Annotated in this window: 9 protein-coding genes; 7 read left to right on the plus strand and 2 right to left on the minus strand. The window is 70.5% G+C overall.

Annotated elements, in window-relative coordinates; all coding sequences use genetic code 11:
- Positions 1-325: 325 nt before the first annotated feature.
- Positions 326-1,543, minus strand: coding sequence for a phosphoserine phosphatase SerB (serB, locus tag AB0L97_RS14965; RefSeq protein ID WP_039795339.1), 1,218 nt, complete (start codon positions 1,541-1,543; stop codon positions 326-328).
- A gap of 182 nt (positions 1,544-1,725) precedes the next feature.
- A complete protein-coding gene (gene ctaD / locus AB0L97_RS14970) occupies positions 1,726-3,468 on the minus strand; it encodes a cytochrome c oxidase subunit I (protein ID WP_355078763.1) in 1,743 nt (580 codons plus the stop codon).
- 240 nt (positions 3,469-3,708) lie between these two features.
- On the opposite strand from ctaD, the gene AB0L97_RS14975 reads away from it, so the two are divergent.
- The 7 genes from AB0L97_RS14975 to AB0L97_RS15005 all read left to right on the plus strand — a co-directional run bounded on the left by AB0L97_RS14975 (position 3,709) and on the right by AB0L97_RS15005 (position 22,482).
- Positions 3,709-4,515 carry a VOC family protein gene (locus AB0L97_RS14975; protein ID WP_364429378.1) on the plus strand — a complete coding sequence of 269 codons (807 nt, stop codon included), beginning with the start codon at positions 3,709-3,711 and terminating at the stop codon, positions 4,513-4,515.
- Between the two features lie 155 nt (positions 4,516-4,670).
- Positions 4,671-5,765, plus strand: coding sequence for an ABC transporter substrate-binding protein (locus AB0L97_RS14980; RefSeq protein ID WP_364429381.1), 1,095 nt, complete (start codon positions 4,671-4,673; stop codon positions 5,763-5,765).
- 136 nt (positions 5,766-5,901) lie between these two features.
- Positions 5,902-6,363: an AMP-binding protein gene (locus AB0L97_RS14985; protein WP_355078758.1), complete on the plus strand. Its 462-nt coding sequence runs from the start codon at positions 5,902-5,904 to the stop codon at positions 6,361-6,363.
- 198 nt (positions 6,364-6,561) lie between these two features.
- Positions 6,562-19,863, plus strand: coding sequence for an amino acid adenylation domain-containing protein (locus tag AB0L97_RS14990; protein WP_364429386.1), 13,302 nt, complete (start codon positions 6,562-6,564; stop codon positions 19,861-19,863).
- Positions 19,860-20,846 carry an ATP-binding cassette domain-containing protein gene (locus tag AB0L97_RS14995; RefSeq protein WP_355078756.1) on the plus strand — a complete coding sequence of 329 codons (987 nt, stop codon included), beginning with the start codon at positions 19,860-19,862 and terminating at the stop codon, positions 20,844-20,846. Before AB0L97_RS14990 ends, AB0L97_RS14995 begins: the two co-directional genes overlap by 4 nt.
- The gene (locus AB0L97_RS15000) at positions 20,843-21,664 is read left to right on the plus strand and encodes an ABC transporter permease (protein WP_355078755.1); all 822 of its coding nucleotides are present in this window, start codon (positions 20,843-20,845) and stop codon (positions 21,662-21,664) included. Before AB0L97_RS14995 ends, AB0L97_RS15000 begins: the two co-directional genes overlap by 4 nt.
- On the plus strand, positions 21,664-22,482 hold the full coding sequence (locus tag AB0L97_RS15005) for an ABC transporter permease (protein ID WP_355078754.1): 819 nt from the start codon (positions 21,664-21,666) through the stop codon (positions 22,480-22,482). The genes AB0L97_RS15000 and AB0L97_RS15005 overlap by 1 nt, the downstream gene beginning before the upstream one ends.
- Positions 22,483-22,539: the final 57 nt, after the last annotated feature.

Here is a 22,539-nt window from a genome sequence, read left to right on the forward strand (position 1 = left end):
TACGTCCGACAGCACCCATCCAGGCGTACCTGCGCCCTTCGCTCCGGCCATGCGCGGAGTCACCGACCGACTACGTCCGACAGCACCCATCCAGGCGTACCTGCGCCCTTCACTCCCGCCATGCGCGGAGTCACCGACCGACTACGTCCGACAGCACCCATCCAGGCGTACCTCCGCCCTTCACTCCCGCCATGCGCGGAGTCACCGACCGACTACGTCCGACAGCACCCATCCAGGCGTACCTCCGCCCTTCACTCCCGCCCTGCGCGAAGCTATCGACCGACTACGTCCGACAGCGTTTACTGAGGCGGAACCGGGCGGATGTTCAGCCCAGCGGGACGCGGCGCAGCAGGCCGTCCCTGGCGTCGGCGGCCTCCACCTCGTGCCGGGTGACCCCGAGGATGAACAGGACCGCGTCCAGATACGGATGGGAGAGCGCGGCGTCGGCGACCTCGCGCAGCGCCGGTTTGGCGTTGAAGGCCACGCCGAGCCCGGCGGCGTTGAGCATGTCGATGTCGTTGGCGCCGTCACCCACCGCGACGGTCTGTTCCATCGGCACCCCGGCGTCGGCGGCGAACTTGCGCAGGGCGGTCGCCTTGGCCGCGCGGTCGACGATCTCGCCGACGACGCGGCCGGTCAGCTTGCCGTCCACGACTTCCAGGGTGTTCGCCTGCACGAAGTCCAGTTCCAGCTCGTGTGCCAGCGGTTCGATCACCTGCCGGAAACCGCCCGACACCACGCCGCAGCGGAAACCGATCCGGCGCAGCGTGCGGATGGTGGTGCGGGCGCCGGGGGTCAGCTCGATCCGGTCGGCGACCTCCTCGATCACCGACTCGTCCAGCCCGGCCAGCGTCGCTACCCGCTGCCGCAGCGATTCGGCGAAATCGATCTCGCCGCGCATGGCGGCCTCGGTCACCTTGCGGACCTCGTCCTCCACGCCCGCGTGCGCGGCGAGCATCTCGATGACCTCACCCTGGATCAAGGTGGAATCGACGTCGAAGACGATCAACCGCTTGCCCCGGCGCGCCAGCCCGGCACGTTCCACGGCGACGTCCACCTGCTCGGCCACCGCGACCTCGGCCAGCGCCGTGCGCAGCCGCGAATCGGTGTCCGGGCCGGAGTCGGTCGCGGTGACCATCAACTCCATGCCGGTCACCGGGTAGTCGGCGATACCGCGGATGGTGTCGATGTTGGCTCCCAGCGCGGCCAGTTGCCGCGACACCGCGCTGAACGCGCGCGCGGTGACCGGGCTGCCGAGAATGACCACCGCGTGGGTGGACATCGGCTGCCTGCCGATCGCCGCGTCCACCTCCACGTCGACGTTCATGCCGACGGTGTTCATGGCCTCTTCGAGCTCGTCCTGCAACGCCTCGGCGTCGGTCGGGCAGGTCACCAGGACACCGAGGGTCAGCCTGCCCCGGATCACGACCTGCTCCACGTCCAGCAGGCTCACTCGGTGCCGGGACATGGCCGCGAGCAGCACGGACGTCACACCGGGGCGGTCCGGCCCGGTGACGGTGACGAGGACGGTGGTGTCGGCCAACTGATGCGCTCCATGTTCGATGTTCGCCGTCGCTGTGCTGGACGTCGTTGTCGCAACGCACGGTGCGTACTGATCTCCACAAACGAGTGTGCACCCGCTGGTGACCAGCGGGTGCACACTCGTCGCGATGAATCCTACGGCGCGGCCGGACATCGCCCGTCCGGCCCCGCCGGGCAAGCGCCCTACTGCGCGAGGACGTTCGGCTCGTGCAGGTCGGTGGCGTGCTTGCCCGCGCCCCAGCCGACGTGCGCCTCGGCGCGCATGCGCTCGACCATGTGCGGATAGTGCAGCTCGAACGCGGGACGCTCCGAGCGGATGCGCGGCAGCTCGTAGAAGTTGTGCCGCGGCGGCGGGCAGGTGGTGGCCCACTCCAGCGAGTTGCCGTAGCCCCACGGGTCGTCCACGGTGACCACCTCGCCGTAGCGGTAGCTCTTGAAGACGTTCCACAGGAACGGCAGCATCGACGCGCCGAGCACGAAGGCGCCGATCGTGGAGATCGTGTTCAGCGTGGTGAAGCCGTCGCTGGGCAGGTAGTCGGCGTAGCGGCGCGGCATGCCCTCGGCGCCCAGCCAGTGCTGGACCAGGAAGGTGGTGTGGAAGCCGATGAACGTCGTCCAGAAGTGCCACTTGCCCAGGCGCTCGTCCAGCATCCGGCCGGTCATCTTCGGGAACCAGAAGTAGATGCCCGCGTAGGTGGCGAACACGATGGTGCCGAAGAGCACGTAGTGGAAGTGCGCCACGACGAAGTACGAGTCGGTGACGTGGAAGTCCAGCGGCGGGCTGGCCAGGATGACGCCGGACAGACCACCGAAGAGGAAGGTGACGATGAAGCCGATGGAGAACAGCATCGGCGATTCGAAGGTCAGCTGACCGCGCCACATGGTGCCGATCCAGTTGAAGAACTTCACACCGGTCGGGACCGCGATGAGGAAGGTCATGAACGAGAAGTACGGCAGCAGCACGGCGCCGGTGGCGTACATGTGGTGCGCCCACACCGCGATCGACAGCGCGGCGATGCCCAGGGTGGCGTAGACCAGCGTGGTGTAACCGAAGATCGGCTTACGCGAGAAGACCGGGAAGATCTCCGAGACGATGCCGAAGAACGGCAGCGCGATGATGTACACCTCGGGGTGGCCGAAGAACCAGAACAGGTGCTGGTAGAGCAGGATGCCGCCGGTCGCGGGGTCGTAGATGTGGCCGCCCAGGTGACGGTCGTAGGCCAGGCCGAACAGCGCGGCGGTCAGCAGCGGGAAGGCCAGCAGCACCAGGACGCTGGTCACGGCGATGTTCCAGGTGAAGATCGGCATCCGGAACATGGTCATACCGGGAGCACGCAGGCAGACCACCGTGGTCAGCATGTTCACGCCACCGAGGATGGTGCCCAGACCGGACACCGCCAGGCCCAGGATCCACAGGTCGGTGCCGACGCCCGGGGAGTGCAGGATGTCGGTCAGCGGCACGTACGCCGTCCAGCCGAAGTCCGCGGCGCCGCCCGGGGTGATGAAGCCCGCGGTCGCCATGCTGGCGCCGAACGCGTACAGCCAGTAGCTGAAGGCGTTCAGGCGCGGGAAGGCGACGTCGGGGGCGCCGATCTGCAGCGGGAGGATGATGTTCGCGAAGCCGAACACGATCGCGGTCGCGTAGAACAGCAGCATGATCGTGCCGTGCATGGTGAACAGCTGGTTGAACTGCTCGGTCGAGAGGAACTGCAGGCCCGGCCGGGCCAGCTCACCGCGCATCAGCAGGGCCATCAGGCCACCGATGAGGAAGAAGCCCATCGACGTGGTCAGGTACATGACACCCAGGACCTTCGGGTCCGTGGTGGTGACCATCTTGTAGATGAACGAGCCCTTCGGCCCGGTCCGAGCCGGATAAGGCCGAGTCGCTTCCAACTGAGGGACTGGCTGGGGCTCTACGGCAGTCACTGATCCTCCTGAAAGGTGCCTTTAGGTCGCTCCGCAGGCTCCGCTGATCGCATCCATCCCGATGTCGGAACAGACGACAGTTCGCTTGCGCTCTCCGAATCGTAAACCCGTGAAGATGCGCCCGACCGAACGGGTCCTACTCTCTGTCGTAGCTGTGTTGTTTTCCGGGACCGATGAGTTCTGTCGGTGGCCGGCGTCTGTAGAGGTGACACGAGTTCACCTCAGGCCAGGAGAGCAGCGATGACCGGAACCAACCGCACGAAGATCGGCGATCCCTGTTGGGTCGATTTGTACAGCTCCGACCTCGATCGGAGTATCGCGTTCTACCGCGAACTGTTCGACTGGACCGCCGAGAGCGCGGGCGAGGAGTTCGGCGGGTACGTCACCTTCCGCAAGGACGGGCGCGCGGTGGCGGGCGCGATGGCCAGGATGCCCGGCGACACCGACAGCCCGGAACAGTGGACGGTGTATCTGGCCAGTTCCGGCGCACAGGCCACCGCCGACGCGGCGACGGCGGCGGGGGCGTCGCTGGTCGTGCCGCCCATGGCGGTGGGCGAGCTGGGCACGATGGCCGTGCTCGGCGACGTCGGGGGTGCGGGCGTCGGCATCTGGCAGGCCGGGACGTTCCCCGGCTTCGAGACCATGGGTCTGGTCTCCGGCGGGCAGTGGCGTGAGCACGCGGGCGCGCCGTCCTGGTTCGAGCTGCACACCCGCGCCTACGACGCCTCGTTGACCTTCTACCGGGAGGTCTTCGGCTGGTCGGACATCTTCACCGTCTCCGACGCCCCGGAGTTCCGCTACTCCACCATCCACGCCGAGAGCCCGATGCTCGGCGGCGTCATGGACGCGTCGGCCTTCCTGCCCGAGGGCGCACCCGCGGGCTGGATCGTCTACTTCGGCGCCGACGACGTGGACAAGACCGTCGAGCGGCTAACCGAACTGGGCGGGACGGTGCTCTCGCCGCCCCAGGACACGCCCTACGGCCGGATGGCCGCGGTCACCGACGCCACCGGCGCCCGCTTCAGCATCGGAGGCAATAGAGCCTGATCCCGGCGGCCCGCACGCAGACCGGCACCGACCGGGGCGTTGCGTGCGGGCGTCTGCTGGGTGGTGGATTCCTGCCCGCGAAGCGCGGCGCACGGACGCCAACCGCCGCGACCTCACCCAGGGACCCGCCACCGCCGACATGTACCCTCACTCGCATGCCGGTGAGCGACGTGATGCAGGTACGCACCCGAATTCGCGCGATTCGTCATCGGAACGGCGCGGCCGGTCATCGGTTCCGGGCGGTCGTGGCCGGGTGTGCCGCGCTCGTGCTCGCGGGCTGCGGCGGCGCCACCGACGACTCCGCCTCCATCGTGCGCACCACCACCAACATCGCGGGCGCGGGTGTGGTGGGGCTGGAGCGCGACACCACCAAGGCGTGCGCGCTGCCGAGCGCGCCCGACCCGGCGGGCGGGGACACCCGCAGCGTCACCCATGCGGCGGGCGTGTCCGAGGTCCCCGCCGACCCGCAGCGCATCGTCGTGCTCAACACCTCCGCGTTGGACGCCGTCTGCGCGGTCGGCCTGTGGGAGCGGGTCGTGGGGACGGTGACCCTCGACGGCCCGAGCCCGCAACCGGCCTATCTGGGCACCGGCGTACTGAAGATCCCCGGCGTAGGCACCGCCGCGCAGCCGGACCCGGCCCGGATCGCAGCCCTGCATCCCGATCTGATTCTGGGCGAGAACCCCACCGGCACAGCGAGTTTCAGCACGTTGCAAGCCATCGCACCGACCGTGCTGGTCGGTTCGAACAACAGCTGGCAAGCCGAGTTCGCTGCGTTCGCGGCAGGCATGGGACGGCGCGACGCGGCGGAGACCGCACTGCAGAACTACCGCACCGAGGCGCGCGACACCGGCACCACGCTGGCGGCGGGCCAGACCCAGGCATCGATCCTCCGGTTCACCGGCGACGCCCAGCGGGTACAGGGCGGTGACAGCTTCTCCGGCCAGGTGCTCGCCGACGCGGGTGTGCAGCGTCCTGCCGCGCAGCGCGGCGCCTCGTTCGACGTGCGCGAGAGCGAGTTCGCCACCAAGGCGGAGGGCGACCTGATCTACGTGATCCTCGCGGGCCAGGAGGGCAAGAAACACGGTGAAGCGGTGCTGCGCACCGACGAGTGGAAGGAACTCGGCGCCGCCACCGATCGCCGGGTGTTCGCCGTGGAGGACAGCGTCTGGCACAGCGACGGCCTCACCGCCGCCCGCGCCCTGCTCACCGACCTGCGCAACACGCTCAACGGTTACGTGACCGACTGACCGCCCACCCCTTGGGTGAGGTTTCCCGCACCCTTGGAGTGCGCGGACCAGCGCTGGGGTTGCTGTCGAAAAGTCCGCTCGAGGACGAGATTCAGAGGTACGCCGAGAACCTCTCAATCGACCCCGAGGACACGACATGCACACGCTGACCGATTCGCTCGCCGACAACCTGTACTCCCTGCCGGTGGCACAGCCCGTCGCCGAGGTCGATCCGCACGCGGTCGTGGCATCCACCGCCGGTTGCGACCTGACCTACGCCGAGCTGGACCGCTGGTCCAATCGCCTGGCCCGGCTGCTGCTGCGCCTCGGCGCCGGACCCGGCACCCGGATCGCGGTCGCGATCGACCAGGCGATCGAGTCCGTCGTGGCCGAGCGGGCCGCCACCAAGATCGGCGCCATCGCCGTGCCGGTGACCGACGACGGCTCCTACGCGCTCGGCACCTCGGTGGGCGTCACCACCAAGGACCAGCAGCCCGAGTCCGCGGAAGCGATCACCTGGCTGGTGCTGGACGAGCGCTCCACTCTGCAGCGCTACCTGACCAGCTCCGCCGCCCCGCTGGGCGCGGCCGACCTGGATCTTCTCCCGAAAGCCGCCTGACCGGACACAACCCCTCCCCCGCGACCCGAACAGCGATGTTCGGGTCGCGCAGTGTGCCCAATACCCCCGCAGCGTCGACCGCGCCGGTTCAGAATTGAGTTGCCGCGTGCTGTGCGGCGGCAGGTACTACCGCTACCGCGGTGGCTACGGGCGGTCACTGCCGATCGGCCGGATCGCGGTCAGAACGTAGGACACGTCATGCAACAGCCTTCCCTTTCGGCGAAAGATTCCGACACAGTTCTTCCCGATGGGGCTTTCGCCCTATCGGCGGCACAGCGCGGCATCTGGTTCGCCCAGCACGTCGCCGGTGATACTCCGATCTCGATCGCCCAGTACGTCGAACTGAACGGTCCGATCGACCTCGACCTGCTCGCGCGGTCGGCGCGGCAGGCCGGGCGCGAGTTCGGCACCGGCTACCTGCGCCTGGTCGAGGTGGAGGGACATCCGTTCCAATTCGTCGACCCCACGCTCGACGACAGTCTGGAAACGCTGGACTTCCGTTCCGAACCCGATCCCGAGGCGGCCGCGCACGCGTGGATGCGCGCGGAGTACGAGGCCCCGCTGGAGCTGACCCGCGACCGGCTGGTGCGCATCGCCATGCTGCGCGTCGGCGCGGACCGCTGGTTCTGGTACTCGCGCATCCACCACATCGTGCTCGACGGCATGGGCGCGCTGACCATGGTGCAGCGCACCGGAGAGCTGTACAACGCCGCCGTCGAGGGCCGCGAAGCGTCGCCCGCGAAGGCCGAGGACCTGCGCAAGATCGTCGAGGCCGATCTGGCCTACCGCAGTTCCGAGCGGTTCGGCGCAGACCGGGAGCACTGGCAGGCGCATCTGGACGGCATGGCCGATCCGGTGAGCCTGGCCGGCCGCACCGCGGGCGTGGACGGGCATCCGCGGCGGGTCACCGGCGCGCTGCCCGCCGACACCGGCACCCTGCTGGACGCCGTCGCCGAGCAGGTGTCCTCCGGTGTCGCGCCGACCGTGGTCGCCGCCTTCGGCGCGTATCTGTCCGCGATGACCGGCGCGCCCGAAGTCGTGCTGAGCCTGCCGGTGTCCGCGCGCACCACCGCGACGCTGCGGCGTTCCGGCGGCATGATCGCCAACGTGGTCCCGCTGCGGCTGCGGCTGACGCCCGCCACGACCGTCGGCGAGGTGATCCGGGCGGCCCAGGGCGAGCTGACCGGGGCGCTGCGGCGCCAGCGCTACCGGCAGGAGGACATCTTCCGCGATCTGGGCTGGCCGATGGACGAGGCCGGGTCGTTCGGCCCGTCGGTGAACCTGATGATGGTCGACACCAGAATCCAGCTCGGCCCGGTGACCGGGCGGCTGCACGTGCTGACCTCCGGGTTGATCGACGACCTGTTCGTCAACCTGTATCCGGGCGTCGGCGGCGAGAGCACGCACATCGACTTCCAGGCCAACGGCAACCTCTACACCGAGGCCGAGCTGACCGGCCAGCATCGCCGCTTCCTGTCGTTCCTGCACCGTTTCCTGGCCGCCGGGCCGGACGCGCCGCTGGCGAGTGTGCCGGTGCTGTCGGACGACGAGCGCACCGGCTTCGCGCCCGCCCGGGGACCCGCTGGCGTCGCGGCGCGGACGCTGCCCGCCCTCCTCGCCGAAGGCGCGGCCCGCGATCCGCTGGCGACCGCGCTGGTGGAGGGCGAGACCGCGCTGACCTACCGTCAGGTCGACGACTACACCAACCGGCTGGCCCGGGTGCTGATCGCCGCGGGCGCCGGGCCCGAGCGCACCGTGGCGATCTCCATCCCGCGGTCCATCGGGTCGGTGCTGGCGACGATCGCGGTGGCCAAGACCGGCGCGGCGTTCGTGCCGATCGACCCGACCTACCCCGCCGACCGGATCGAGCACATGGTCGGCGACAGCGGCGTCGTCGCGGGCATCACGACGGCGGCCGCGCGAAAGTCGTTGCCGCGCCGGGTGTCCTGGCTGTCGCTCGACGACGAGGGCACCGAACGGGCGATGGCCGAGCAGGATGCCGCGCCGCTGACCGACGCCGACCGCACCGCGGCGACGCACCCTGACCAGGCCGCGTACATCATCTACACCTCCGGTTCCACCGGGCTCCCGAAAGGCGTGCTCGTCCCGCACCGAGGGCTGGCCAACCTGGTGGCGAGCTCCGGCGCCGGATTCGGCATCGACGCCGAGTCCGTCGTCGCCCACGCCGTGTCGCCGAGTTTCGACATCTCGGTCGAGGAGATCCTGGTCACCCTGGCCACGGGCGCGACGCTGGCCGTGGTGCCGCCGTCGGCGTACGCGGGCGAGGAGCTGGCCCAGGTACTGCGCGCCCACCGCGTCACCCACCTCAACGTGACCCCGGCCGTCGTGGGTTCGCTGGACCCGGCGAGCCTGCCCGAGCTGCGCACCGTGATCGTGGGCGGCGACGCCTGCCCGCCCGAGCTGGTGACCAAATGGGCGGGCCGGACCCTGTTGAACGGCTATGGGCCCACCGAGACCACCATCACCGTCACCCTCAGCGCCCCGCTGACGCCGGACGGTCCGGTCACCATCGGCAGTCTGGCCCGCGACGTGTCGGCGGTGGTCCTCGATCCGTGGCTGCGTCCGCTGCCGCCGGGCACCGTCGGCGAGCTCTACCTCGCCGGTCCCGGCGTCGCGCGCGGTTACCACCGGCGCAACGGGCTGACCGCCGACCGTTTCGTCGCCGACCCGTACGGCACGGGCGAGCGGATGTACCGCACCGGCGATCTCGTGCGCTGGGTGCACAACGACGGCCGCGTCGAACTGGAGTACCAGGGACGCAGCGACTTCCAGGTGAAGGTGCGCGGCTTCCGCATCGAGCTCGGCGAGATCGATGCCGCCTTGCAGCGGCAGCCCGACGTCGACTTCGCACTCACCCTCGGTGTCGAAACCGGTTCGGGCGCCACCGCGCTCGTGTCGTACGTGCTGCCGGAGCCGGGTGCGCAGATCCACCCCGAGGCGCTGAAAGCCGCGGTAGGAGAGTCGCTTCCGGCCTACATGGTGCCCGCCGTGATCATGGTGCTCGACCGTCTTCCACTCACGCCGCTCGGCAAGGTGGACCGCAAGGCGCTGCCCGCACCGGAATTCGGCGCGCGCACCACCGCGAGCAGGCCGCCGTCCACACCGCGCGAGGAGACGCTCGCCGCGCTGTTCGCGGAGGTGCTCGGCCTGGAATCGGTGGGAGTGGACGAGAGTTTCTTCGCGCTCGGCGGCGACAGCATCGTCTCGATCCAGCTGGTGTCGCGGGCGAAGGCGGCCGGGCTCGGGTTCGGCGCACGGGATGTCTTCGAGCGCAAGACCGTCGCCGCGCTGGCCGCGGTGGCCACCGATGTGCCGACCGGAGTGGTGCACGAGCTGCCCGGCGGCGGAGTCGGCGACGTTGAGCTGACGCCGATCGTGCGCGCGATGCTCGAGACCGGTGACACCTGGCGGCGGTTCGCCCAAGCGGTGCTGATCGAGTTGCCGTCGGGCATGGAACGCACGGATCTCGTCGCCGCGCTCGCAGCGCTGTTCGACCGGCACGACCTGCTGCGTTCGACGCTGCGCCGCACCGGCGACGGCTGGAACTGGGTGGTCGCCGAGCCCGGTGCGGTGAACGCGGGCGCCCTGCTGGAAATCGTGCCCGCGGACGCTGATCTCGACGCGACCTGCGAGCGTGCGTTGCAGCGCGCCGCCGACCTGCTCGACCCGGAGGCCGGCGTGGTCGCGCGATTCGTGTGGATCGAGCGTGCCGACGCCGCGCCGCTGCTGTGGCTTGTGCTGCACCACCTCGTCACCGACGGCGTTTCCTGGCGGATCCTGCTGCCGGACCTCGCCACCGCCGCGCTGGGCGCCGAGCTCGCTCCGGTCGGCACCTCGTTCCGGCGCTGGGCGCACGGCCAGCGCGAGCACGCGGCCTCGCGCACCGGCGAACTGCCGTTGTGGCAACACGTCCTGGCGACACCCGACCCCGCGCTCGGCTCGGCGCCGATGGACCCGGCCGTCGATGTGGTGGGCTCCATGGCGCACCTGGCGACCGTCGTACCGCCGGACATCGCGCAGTCCGTGCTCACCACCGGGCCGGATCGTTTCCACTGCGGGGCCGACGACGTGCTGCTGGCAGCCCTCGCGCTGGCGGTGGCACGGTGGCGCGAGCGCAGCTCCACGCTGTTCACGCTGGAGGGCCACGGCCGCGCGGAAACCGTCCTGCCGGGCGCCGACGTGGCGCGCACGGTGGGCTGGTTCACCAGCGTCTACCCCGTCGCGGTCGATCTGACCGGCATCGACGTGGCGGACGCGTTCGCGGGCGGGGCCGCGGCAGGCGCCGCGATCAAGGCGACCAAGGAACAGCTGCGCGCGCTGCCGGACAAAGGCATCGGATTCGGGATGCTCCGCTACCTGGTCCCGAGCACCGCGGCGGCGCTCGCGGACGCGCCCACCCCGCAGATCAGCTTCAACTACCTCGGGCGGGCGTCCACCGGCGGCGAAGCGGAACCGTGGCTGCCGCGCCGGTTCGCCGCGACCCAGGACGACCGCGCGCCGCTGGCCGCCGCGGTCGACATCAACGCCGTGCTCACCGATGCCGGACTCGAGGTGACCTGGGCCTACGCCGGACGGCTTTTCGAGGAGACGGATCTCGGCGAACTCGCCGCGCTGTGGGAGCAGGCGCTCGGCGCGCTGGCTCGGCACGTCGCGTCCGCGAGCGCGGGCGGACGCACACCGTCGGACTTCGATCTGGTCACCGTCACACAGGCGCAGATCGACGACTGGGAGCGCGCCTACCCGAACCTCGCCGACGTGTGGCCGCTCTCGCCACTGCAGTACGGCCTGCTCTTCCACGCGCTCTACGATTCCGACACCGCCGACGGCTACACGGTGCAGTCGCTGCTCACCTTGGCAGGCACCGTCGACGCGGCCCGGTTGCGCCGTGCCGCACAGGCTTTGGTGACCCGCCACGAGAACCTGCGCGTCGCCTTCGTCGAGACCGAGGACGGTCCGCGCCAGCTCGTCCTGGCCGACGCCGAGATCGACTGGCGGGAAGCGGATCTCACCGGCATCGCCGACGAGGCCGAGCGCGCCGGGGAAGTCGACCGGTTGATCGCGGTGGACGCCCGCACCCGGTTCGAGCTCACCCGGCCCCCGCTGCTGCGCTGCACGCTCATCCGGATCGCCCCGGACACCTACCGTTTCGTGCTGACCAACCACCACCTGGTGCTGGACGGCTGGTCGACCCCGCTGCTGGTACGCGAACTGCTCACCCTCTACGTCACCGACGGTGACGCCGCGGCCCTGCCGCCCGCGCATTCCTATCGTGAGTTCCTTACCTGGCTGGAGACCAACGACGACGCGGAATCCCTCGCCGCATGGACCGAGTCGCTGGCCGGTATCGACACCCCGACCCGCGCGGTGCCCACCCTCGCCGGGATCGAATCGACCGAAACCGGCATGACCTCCGTCGACCTGACCCGCGACACCGTCGCCGGGCTGGAGGCCGCGGGCCGGGAAGCGGGCGCGACGGTGAACACCCTGGTGCAGGCCGCGTGGGCGATGCTGCTGGCCATGCTCACCGGACGCACCGACGTGGTGTTCGGCGGCACGGTCTCGGGACGGCCGCCGGAGCTGGCCGGGGTCGAGGAGATGGTCGGCCTGTTCATCAACACGCTGCCGGTGCGGGTGCGGCTGGATCCGGCGGAAAAGGTCGCCGACCTGCTCGCGCGCGTGCAGGCCGAGCAGGCGCGGCTGATGGACCATCAGCACGTCGGATTGGCCGCCATCCACCAGGCGGTCGGCCTCGCCGAATTGTTCGACACGCTGACCGTATTCGAGTCCTATCCCATCGACCGCGAAGCGCTGTCGCAGGCGCTGGACATCGCGGGCATGCGGGTGCTCGACGTGGAGGGCACCGACGCGACGCCGTACCCGCTCAACCTCATGGTGATCCCGCTGCGCGGCGACGACGGCCGGGACACGCTGCGGATCACGCTGAAGTACATGGCCGACCAGCTTCCGGCGGAGGAGGCCCGGCCACTGCTGGATCGCTTCGTCCGGCTGCTGACCCAACTCGCGGACAACCCGCACGCGCTGGTCTCCCAGTTGCAATACTGCGACGACGCCGAGCGCGCCGCGCTGGCGCCGGTACGCGGCCCGGCGTCCGTGCCGCCTGCCACGCTGCCCGAGCTGCTCACCGCGGGCGCGCGCATCGATCCGGACGCGATCGCGATCACCGCGGGCGAACTCACCATGTCCTACGCCGAACTCGACGCCTGGTCCAACCGCTTCGCCCGGGTACTGCTGCGCCGCGGCGTCGGGCGGGAGGTGTTCGTCGTGCTGGCGCTCACCCGTTCGCTGGAGTCGGTGGTCGCCGTGTGGGCGCTGGCCAAGACCGGCGCGGCGTTCGCTCCGCTGGACCCGAACTACCCGGTGGAACGCATCGAGCACATGCTCACCGACTCCAAGGCCCCGATCGGCGTGACGGTCACCGCGACCGGCGAGACGCTTCCCGGCACGATCGACTGGCTGCTGCTCGACGACCTGAACACCATCCGCCGGGTGATGACGGTGTCCGAAGCGCCCATCACCGACGAGGAGCGCGGCGGGCCGATCGACCTCGATCAGACGGCGTACCTGATCTACACCTCCGGCTCCACCGGCAAGCCCAAGGCCGTGCTGCTCAGCCACCGCGGCATCGCGAATCTGGTGACCGCGCAACGGGAGACGCTCGCGCTCGACCACACCACCAGCGCGCTGCAAGTGGCCTCGCCGAGTTTCGACGCCTCGGTGTTCGAACTGCTCATCGCGCACGGCGCGGGTGGCAGGCTAGTGGTGTCGCCGCCGGATGTCTACGGCGGGACGGAATTGGAGACGCTGCTGCGCACCCAGCGCGTCACCCACGCCGTGATCACGCCGTCGGCGCTGGCCACCATGGAACCCGCCGGGCTGGAACACTTGCGCGTCCTCGCGGTCGCGGGCGAAGCGGCGACGCCGGAGCTGATCGAGCGGTGGGCGCCGGGCAGGCGGATGGTGAACCTATACGGCCCCACCGAGTTCAGCATCTGGGCGACCGGGCCGGGCGAACTCGTCAGCGGCGAGCCGATCACGATCGGCGGCCCCATCCGCGGCGCGGACACCGTGGTGCTGGACGCCTGGCTGCGTCCCGTGCCGATGGGAGTGCCCGGTGAGCTGTACCTCGCGGGTCCCGCGCTCGCGCGCGGCTATTTCAACCGGTTCGAGATGACCGCGAGCAGGTTCGTCGCCGACCCCTTCGGCGAACCCGGCGAGCGGATGTACCGCACCGGCGACATGGTGCGCTGGGTCGACAACGGCGCCGGTCCCGAGCTGGAGTACCTGGGCCGCAGCGATTTCCAGGTGAAGATCCGCGGCCTGCGGATCGAGCTGGGCGAGATCGACGCGGTGCTCTCCCGCGACGACGAGGTCGAATACGCGGTGACCATCGGGCGCACCGGCCCCGCCGGGACGACCGTGCTGGTCTCCTACGTGCTGCCCGTCGAAGGCGCGCGGCTCGACGTCGAGCGGCTGCGCGCGCAGGTGGCCGCCGAACTGCCCGGCTACATGGTGCCCGGTTACCTCGTCGTGCTGGAGACTATCCCGCTCACCCCGGTCGGCAAGCTGGATCGCAAAGCCCTTCCGGTGCCGGACTTCTCCGACAGCCACCGGCCCTACCTCGCGCCCCGCGGGCCCGTCGAGGAGGCGGTGGCCGCCGTGTTCGGCGAGGTGCTCGAACGGGACCGCGTCGGCGTCGACCAGTCGTTCTTCGAACTCGGCGGCAACTCGCTGAGCGCGACCAAGGTGGTGGCGCGAGTGAACGCGGCGCTCGGCTCGCGGATCGCGCTGCGTGATCTGTTCGACGCGCCGACCGTGGCCCAGCTGTCGGCCCGGGTGGTGCCCGCCACCGGCGCCGCGCCGGGCGGGTTCGGCCTCGCGCCCCGCATCCGGCCGGACCGGGTTCCGCTGTCTCCCGCGCAACAGCGCATGTGGGTGCTCAACCGGATGGATCCGGCTTCCGCCGCCTACAACATCGCGGTGGCACTGCGGCTCACCGGAGAGCTGGACGTCCAGGCGCTGCGCGCGGCGCTCGTCGACGTGGTGGACCGGCACGAGAGCCTGCGCACGCTCTACCCCGCCGACGCGGAAGGGCCGCGTCAAGTAGTGGTCGACGCCGACGTGGCCGTGCCCGCGATGCCGGTGAGCGACACCGAGGACGGCGCGGAACTGCGGGAACGGATCACCGAATTGGCGGGAACAGGCTTCGATCTCGCCACCCAGCCGCCGCTGCGGGTCGGCCTTTTCCGGATCCACGGCGACGTCGAGCCCTCCGCGAGTGCGGGACCGGTGTCGTCGGCCCCTTCCACCGGCGAAGCGCCGATCTCGTCCGGGCCCGTGAGCGCGACCGCACCGGTCTCATCGAGTTACACCGCGAGTTCCGCCGAGGTCGCCGCCGCCACGCCGCCGGTGCACGTCGTCGTGCTGGTCGTGCACCACATCAGCGCCGACGGCGCGTCGATGGCGCCGCTGGCCGCCGACCTGGTCGCCGCCTACTCCGAACGGTCCGCGGGCGGGCACGCCGTCCGTGTCCCGCTGCCGGTGCAGTACGCCGATTTCGCGCTGTGGCATCGCGAGGTGCTCGGCGACGAGGCGAATCCGGACTCTTTGGCGGCACGGCAGATCGAGTTCTGGCGCGCGACCCTGGCCGGCGCGCCCGACGTGCTGGAACTGCCCTCCGATCGGCCACGCCCCGCGGTGCAGACCATGCACAGCGCCGACTTCGGCTTCACCGTCGACGCCGAGACGCACCGAGCGCTGGTGGATTTCGCCACCGCGCACCACGTCAGCCCGTTCATGGTCGTGCACGCGGCGCTCGCGGTGCTGCTCGCGCGCCTCGCCACCACCGACGACGTGCTGATCGGCACCCCGGTCGCCGGACGCGGCGAGGAAGCGCTTGACCAGCTCGTCGGCATGTTCGTCAACACCCTGGCACTGCGCACCCCGGTCGATCCGGGCGCGGGCTTCGCCGCGTTCCTGGACACCGTCCGGTCCACGGACCTGGACGCCTTCGCCAACGCGGACGTGCCGTTCGAGCGGCTGGTCCAGGTGCTGGATCCGGCTCGTTCGACCGCGCACCACCCGCTGTTCCAGGTCTCGCTGTCGCTGCAGAACTTCGTCGAACCCGTGCTGGAACTGCCCGGCCTGCGGTTCGAGGTGGAGGACTTCGAGCGCGACGCCTCCCAGTTCGACCTGACCTTGGATCTGCGCGAGCGCTTCGCCGCCGGCGGTCCGGCGGGCATCGAGGCCGTGCTGACCTACGCCACGGATCTGTTCGACGAGGCGACGGTGGCCGCGTTCGCCTCCCGGTGGCGGCGCGTGCTCGCGGCGGTGCTGGCGCGGCCCGAGGTACGCATCGCCGATATCGACATTCTCGACGAGACCGAACGGGCGACGTTGGTACCCGTGCGTGGCCCCGCCGCGGCGGCGACCACGATCCTGCCGGACCTGCTGGCCGACACCGTGCGGCGGTACCCGGACCGCATCGCCTTGGTGTCCGACGGGCAGACCACCACCTATGCCGAGATCGACGCGCACGCCGATCGCCTGGCCCGAGTGTTGCTCGAGTCGGGCGGCGGCCCGGAAACCGTGGTCGCGCTGGGGCTGCCGCGTTCGCCGGAACTGCTCATCGGCATGTGGGCCGCGGCGAAAGCGGGCGCGGCGTTCCTTCCGGTCGATCCGAAGCACCCGGTCGAGCGCATCGATCACATGCTCACCGACTCCGGCGCGACGCTCGGGCTGACCCTCGCCGCGTTCCGGCCCATGCTGCCCGACAGCACGAACTGGCTGGTGCTCGACGACCTCGCGCTCGTCGAGCGGTGGAGCGCCGCGAGCAGCCGGCCGCTGGGCGAGCGTGAGCTGCCGGGCCCCATCCGGCCGGACAACGCGGCGTGGATGATCTACACCTCCGGCTCAACCGGCACACCGAAGGGCGTCTCGGTATCCCATCGCGGTATCGCCGATCTGGTTGCGGCGCAACGGGATTCACTCGGCCTGGACGAGCGATCCCGGGTGCTGCAGGTGGCGTCACCGAGCTTCGACGCGTCGGTGTTCGAGGCGATCATGGCGTTCGGTTCCGGCGGCGCGTCGGTCGTGGCACCGCCGGAGGTGTTCGGCGGCGGCGCGCTGGCGGAGCTGATCGACACCGAACAGGTCAGCCACATGGTGATCACGCCATCCGCGCTGGCGACCCTCGACCCCGCCGAGGTGACCAGCGTCCGGGTGCTCGCGGTGGCAGGCGAGGCGGTCGGCGCGGAACTGGTCGAGCGCTGGGCCACCGGACGCACCATGGTCAACCTGTACGGCCCCACCGAATCGACCATCTGGGCAACAGGTTCCGCGCCGCTGGCGGTGGGCGCCCCGGTAACCATCGGCACGCCGGTGCAGGGCGCGCAGGTGCTGGTCCTCGACGACCGGTTGCGCCCGGTCCCGTTCGGCGTGGCGGGCGAACTGTATCTCGCCGGGCCGTCGCTGGCGCGCGGGTACCACGCGCGGCCGAGTCTGACCGCTGCCCGCTTCGTCGCCGGTCCCTTCGGCACGGCGGGTGAACGGATGTATCGCACCGGCGATCTGGTGCGCTGGATCCGCGGCGACTCCGGACCCGAACTGGAGTACCTGGGCCGCACCGACTTCCAGGTCAAAGTGCGCGGACAGCGGATCGAGCTGGGCGAGATCGACGCGGTGCTCGGCCGCGCCGACGGCGTGGACTTCGCGGTGACGCTCGGCGTACCCGGCCCCACCGGGGCCACCGCGCTGGCCGCCTACCTGGTCCGCACGCCCGGCTCCGAGCTGGACGTGGCGAAGGTGCGCGCCTTCGCCGCCGACATCCTGCCCGGCTATATGGTGCCCTCGGCGTTCGTCGTGCTGGACGAGATCCCGCTCAACGCGGTCGGCAAGCTGGACCGCAAGGCGCTGCCCGCGCCGGAGTTCCGCGCCGACCGCACCGAGTACCGCGCGCCCGAAACGCCGACCGAACAGCAGCTGGCCGCGATCTTCGGCGAGTTGCTGGGGGTGGCGCGGGTGGGCGCCGACGACTCTTTCTTCGCGCTGGGCGGCGACAGCATCCTGGCGATCCAGCTGGTGTCGCGCGCCAAGCAGCAGGGCATCACCTGCACCCCGCTGCAGGTGTTCGAGCACCGCACGGTGGCGGCGCTGGCCGCGGCCGTCGACGCGGCGGGCGCCGCGGTGACGTTGGACGAGCTGCCCGGCGGCGGCGTCGGCGAACTGCCGCTCACGCCGATCGCGCACTACATGCTGGAGCGCGGCGGAAACCACGACCGCTTCGCCCAGACGGCGGTCCTGGAGCTACCGGTCGGCATCGAGCGGTCCCAGATCGTCACCGTGCTCGCCGCCGCGGTGGACCGGCACGACATGCTGCGCGCCCGGCTGGTGACCGACGGCGCGGACGGCCCGCGCATACTGGTCGGCTCCCCCGGATCGGTCGACGTGGACGCGCTGGTGCACCGCGTCGAGTTCACCGCCGTCGACCCGATCGAACTGCACGAGTTCGCCATGACGGAGCTGGACGCCGCCGCCGACCGGCTCGACCCGGCCAACGGCACGGTGCTGCAATTCATCTGGCTCGACCCGGTCGGCGACGCGGGCTCGCGCACCCGATCGGGCCGGTTGATCGTGCTGACGCACCACTTGGTGATCGACGGGGTGTCCTGGCGCATCCTGATCCCGGACCTGGTGGCCGCGTGGGCCCAGGTGTCGGCGGGCGCCACCCCGGTGCTGGCGGAGACCGGAACCTCGATGCGCCGGTGGGCCCACGCGCTGACCGAGGAGGCGCACTCCGAACAGCGGGTCGCCGAATTGGCGTACTGGCACGACGTGCTCGCCGGACCCGACCCGCTGATCGGGGGCCGGGAACTCGATCCCGCCGTCGACCGGACCGGCACGCTGCGCATGGTCGAGCGAGAGGTGTCCGCCGAGGTCACCACCGCGCTGCTCACCACCCTGCCCGGCTTGTTCCAGGGCAGCGTCAACGACACGCTGCTGGCCACCTTGGCGCTGGCCCTGGTGCGCTGGCGCGCCGGTGACCCGTCGGCGCTGCTGCGCCTGGAAGGTCACGGCCGTCAGGAAGAAGTGGTGCCCGGCGCCGATCTGTCCCGCACCGTCGGCTGGTTCACCAGCATCTACCCGGTGCGCCTCGATCTGGCACAGATCGACATCGACGACGCGCTGGCCGGTGGACCCGCGTTGGGCGCCGCGATCCGCGCCGTGAAGCACCAGTTGCTCGCGGTGCCCGACAAAGGCATCGGCTTCGGCCTGCTGCGCTATCTCAACGCCGAGACCGCGCGCCAGTTGCCGCGGCGGCTGCCGGGCCGGGTCGGCTTCAACTACCTGGGCCGCTACTCCACCGGGGACATCCCGGCCGGACTCGAGGGCCTGGGCTGGCTGCCGACCGACGAACTGGGCGACGTGCACGTCGCCGAAGACCCCGGCGTGCCGCTGCAATCGGCGATCGACGTGAACGCGGTCGTGATCGGCGACCGGTTGCGGGCGAGCTTCGGCTTCCCGTCCACGCTGCTCGACCAGGACGAGGTCGCCGAACTGGCCGATCTGTGGATCGACGCCCTGAGCGCCGCGGCCCGGTTCGCCCATACCCCGGCGGCGCGGACCGCCGCCGAGGAAGAAGCGGCGGCCACGGCGTCTCCGGCCGTGCCCGCGGCGGGCGGCCTCGGGCTGGACGTGGTGCTGCCGATCCGGCTCGGGGGCGAGCAACCCGCGCTGTTCTGCATCCACCCGTCGTCCGGGATGTCGTGGACCTACCTGGGATTCGCCGACGCGCTCGCACCCGGCCGCCCGATCTACGGGCTGCAAGCGCCCGACCTCGGCGGCCACGAACCGCCCGCGCGCTCCATCGACGAGTTCGCCGAGCGGTACGTGCGGGAGATCCGGACCCTGCAACCCGAGGGGCCGTACCACCTGCTCGGCTGGTCGTTCGGCGGTCTCATCGCCCACGCGGCGGCGGCGAAGCTGAAGGCCGAAGGCGCCGAGGTGGGCGTGGTCGCGCTGCTGGACGCCGACACCGCCGACATCGACGGCGACAGTATCGAACGGCTCACCGCGGGCTCGTTCGTGAACACCTTCGGCGCGGTGTTCGGCATCCACGACGTCCCCGCGGACGCGACCGCGCAGCAGGCGGCCGATCTGATCCGCGAACGGCTCGGCGTGTCGCTGATCGACGCCGCGACGCTGGAGCGCATGGCCGCGTCCTACAACGCCGCCGCGCGGACCAGAACCGGTTACCGCCGCCCGGTGTTCGACGGCGACATCGTGTACTTCAGCGCGATCGTCGACACCTCCGACATCTTCGGTCCGGACGGCTGGGGGCCGTACGTGACCGGCGAGATCATCAACCACGACATCGAGGCGACCCACGACGAACTGACCGCGCCGCACGTGCTGCCGGTCGTCGCGCGCGTGCTCGATGCACATCTGGGAGGCCGAGGATGAATTCCGACCAAGGAGTCGTAGTCGAAGGGATCGAGAAATCCTTCGGCGCGGTCAAGGCATTGCGCGGAGTCGACTTCGCGGCCGAGCCGGGCGAGGTGCTCGGCATTCTGGGACCGAACGGCGCGGGCAAGACCACCATGGTGAACGTGCTGTCCACACTGGTCCGGCCGGATCGCGGCCGGGCGACGGTCGCCGGGTACGACGTGCTGGCCGATCCCGCGGCTGTCCGCCGCAGCATCATGCTGACCGGCCAGTACGCCGCGCTGGACGACATGCTCAGCGGCTACGAGAACCTGGTGATGTTCGGCAGGCTGATGGGCCTGCGCAAGCGGACCGCCCGCGCCCGCGCGGACGAACTGCTCGCCGAGTTCGACCTCGAACGCGCGGCGGGCCGCCGGGTCGGCACCTACTCCGGCGGCATGCGCAGGCGCATCGACATCGCCTGCGGTCTGGTCGTGCGGCCCGACGTGGTGTTCCTGGACGAGCCGACCACCGGCCTGGATCCGCGCAGCAGGCAGGGGGTGTGGGATCTGGTCGCCGGCTTCAAGAAGGCGGGCATCACCACCCTGCTCACCACCCAGTACCTGGAGGAGGCCGACGCGCTCAGCGACCGGATCATCGTCATCGATCACGGCGTGGTGATCGCCCAGGGCACCGCCGACGAGCTGAAGGCGCGCACCGGCGGCAGCTACTGCGAGGTGGTGCCACTGAATCTGCGGGACCTGCCCGCTATCGCCGCCGCGCTGGGCCACCTGTTGCCGCAGGAGAATCGGGACGCGCTCGGTCCCGATTCCGATCGGATCGCCATACCGGCCCCGGACGGGGCGAAGACACTGCTGGAGGCGCTGCGCAGGCTGGACAGCGCGGGCTTCGATCTCGTGGACGTCGCACTGCGTCGGCCCTCGCTCGACGACGTATTCCTCCAGCTGACCGGGCATCTGGCGACGACGGAAGAGATCGCACGGCGGGAGGCCGCGTCGTGACGGCGGCGGCGACCTGGCTCAGCCAGACCCGTGCGACGCCGCTGCGGCCGCAGCAGTGGTGGGTGCTGACCACCCGGTTGATCGCACCGTCGATGCGAACCGGCGAGGTGCTCACCTCGGTGCTCGCGCCCGTGACGTTCACCGCCAGCTTCTTCATCCCGCTGAAGACCATCATGACCGTCATCGGCACGGGATTCAGCAGCTACGCGCAGTACATGATGCCGCTGGTCATCCTGCAGGCCGCCGCGTTCACCGCGGTCTCGGCGGCCTTCCGCGCCGCCACCGATTCGGTGGCCGGGCTGAACCGGCGTTTCGGCTCGATGCCGATCGGCCCGCTGGTCCCGGTCACCGCGCGCCTGGCCGGCAGCGTCTTCCGCCTGATCATCGCCTTGATCAGCGGATTGATCTGCGGATACGTCATCGGGTTCCGCTTCTACCTCAGCCCCGCCCACACAGTCGGCTTCGTGTTGTTCTCGGTGCTCGTCGGGATCGCGCTGATCTGGGGCGGGGATGTGATCGGCACCTTGTCGCACAACCCGGAGGCGACGGCACAGGCGCTGGTGTTGCCGCCGCTGATCCTGGGCATGCTGTCCACCGGCATCGCGCCTGCCGATCAGTTCCCGGAATGGGTGCAGCCGTTCGTGCGCAATCAGCCGGTGTCGCAGTGGGCCATCGCCTTGCGGGCGTTGGCCGGGGACAAGGGACCGAACGCGGGTGAGGTGACCTGGTCGCTGATGGGTCCGCCGTTGGTCTGGGCGCTGGGCTATCTGGCCACCTCCGTCCTGCTGTCGATGCGACTGAGCTCGAGGAGGGCGTGATGGCACTGTTGACCGAACACTCGGACGAGTTGCTCACCGGCTCGGAGATATCGGGGTCGGCACTGGTGCGGCACACGCTGATCCAGACCCATCGACTGCTGCTGCGCTGGGCGCGCAACCCGGTCACGCTGTTGGAGACGCTGATCATCCCGTGCCTACTGCTGATCATGCTGAACACCGTCATCGGCGGGCAGATCCGGAAGTTCACCGGCGAGAGCGCGCTGTACGGCTCGGTGCCCTTGGTCGCTCTGGTCGGCGCGCTCTCCGGTGCGGTCGCTGGAGGTGTCCTGCTCGGCCGCGAACGTGACGCGGGCCTGCTGGCCCGCTTCTGGGTGCTGCCCGTGCACCGTGCCTCCGGACTCGCCTCGCGGGTGCTCGCCGAGGGCTGCCGCATCTTCGCGTGCACCGTCTCCGTCGTGCTGGTGGGCTTCGTGCTCGGGTTCCGCTTCCACGAGGGTGTCGCGGCGACGATCGTCTTCCTGGTCCTCCCGACGTTCTTCGGCGTGGCATTCGCCACCATCGTCACCTCGGTCGCCGTGTTCACCGCGAAATCGACTCTGGTGGAGAGCATCACGATCCTCACCTCACTGATGATGTTCTTCAGCACCGGCTTCGTGCCGCTGGTCGCGTTCCCGAAATGGATCCAGCCGGTGGTGCACAACCAGCCCATGTCGGTGGGAGTCGACGCCATGCGCGCGCTCGCCTACGGGGGACCGCTCGCCCGCCCGCTCACCCTGACCGCCGTGTGGTCGCTCGGCGCGATCGTCGTGTTCGCGGTGCCCGCGAGCATCGGATATCGCAGGGCCAGCAGGCGCTGAGCCGCACAGCGAACTCCCAGCGTGAACCCAGCCGGACAGCAGCGCCCGTTCCTAACG

The sequence above is a fragment of the Nocardia sp. NPDC051911 genome (assembly GCF_040681035.1).
Classification (GTDB): domain Bacteria; phylum Actinomycetota; class Actinomycetes; order Mycobacteriales; family Mycobacteriaceae; genus Nocardia; species Nocardia sichangensis.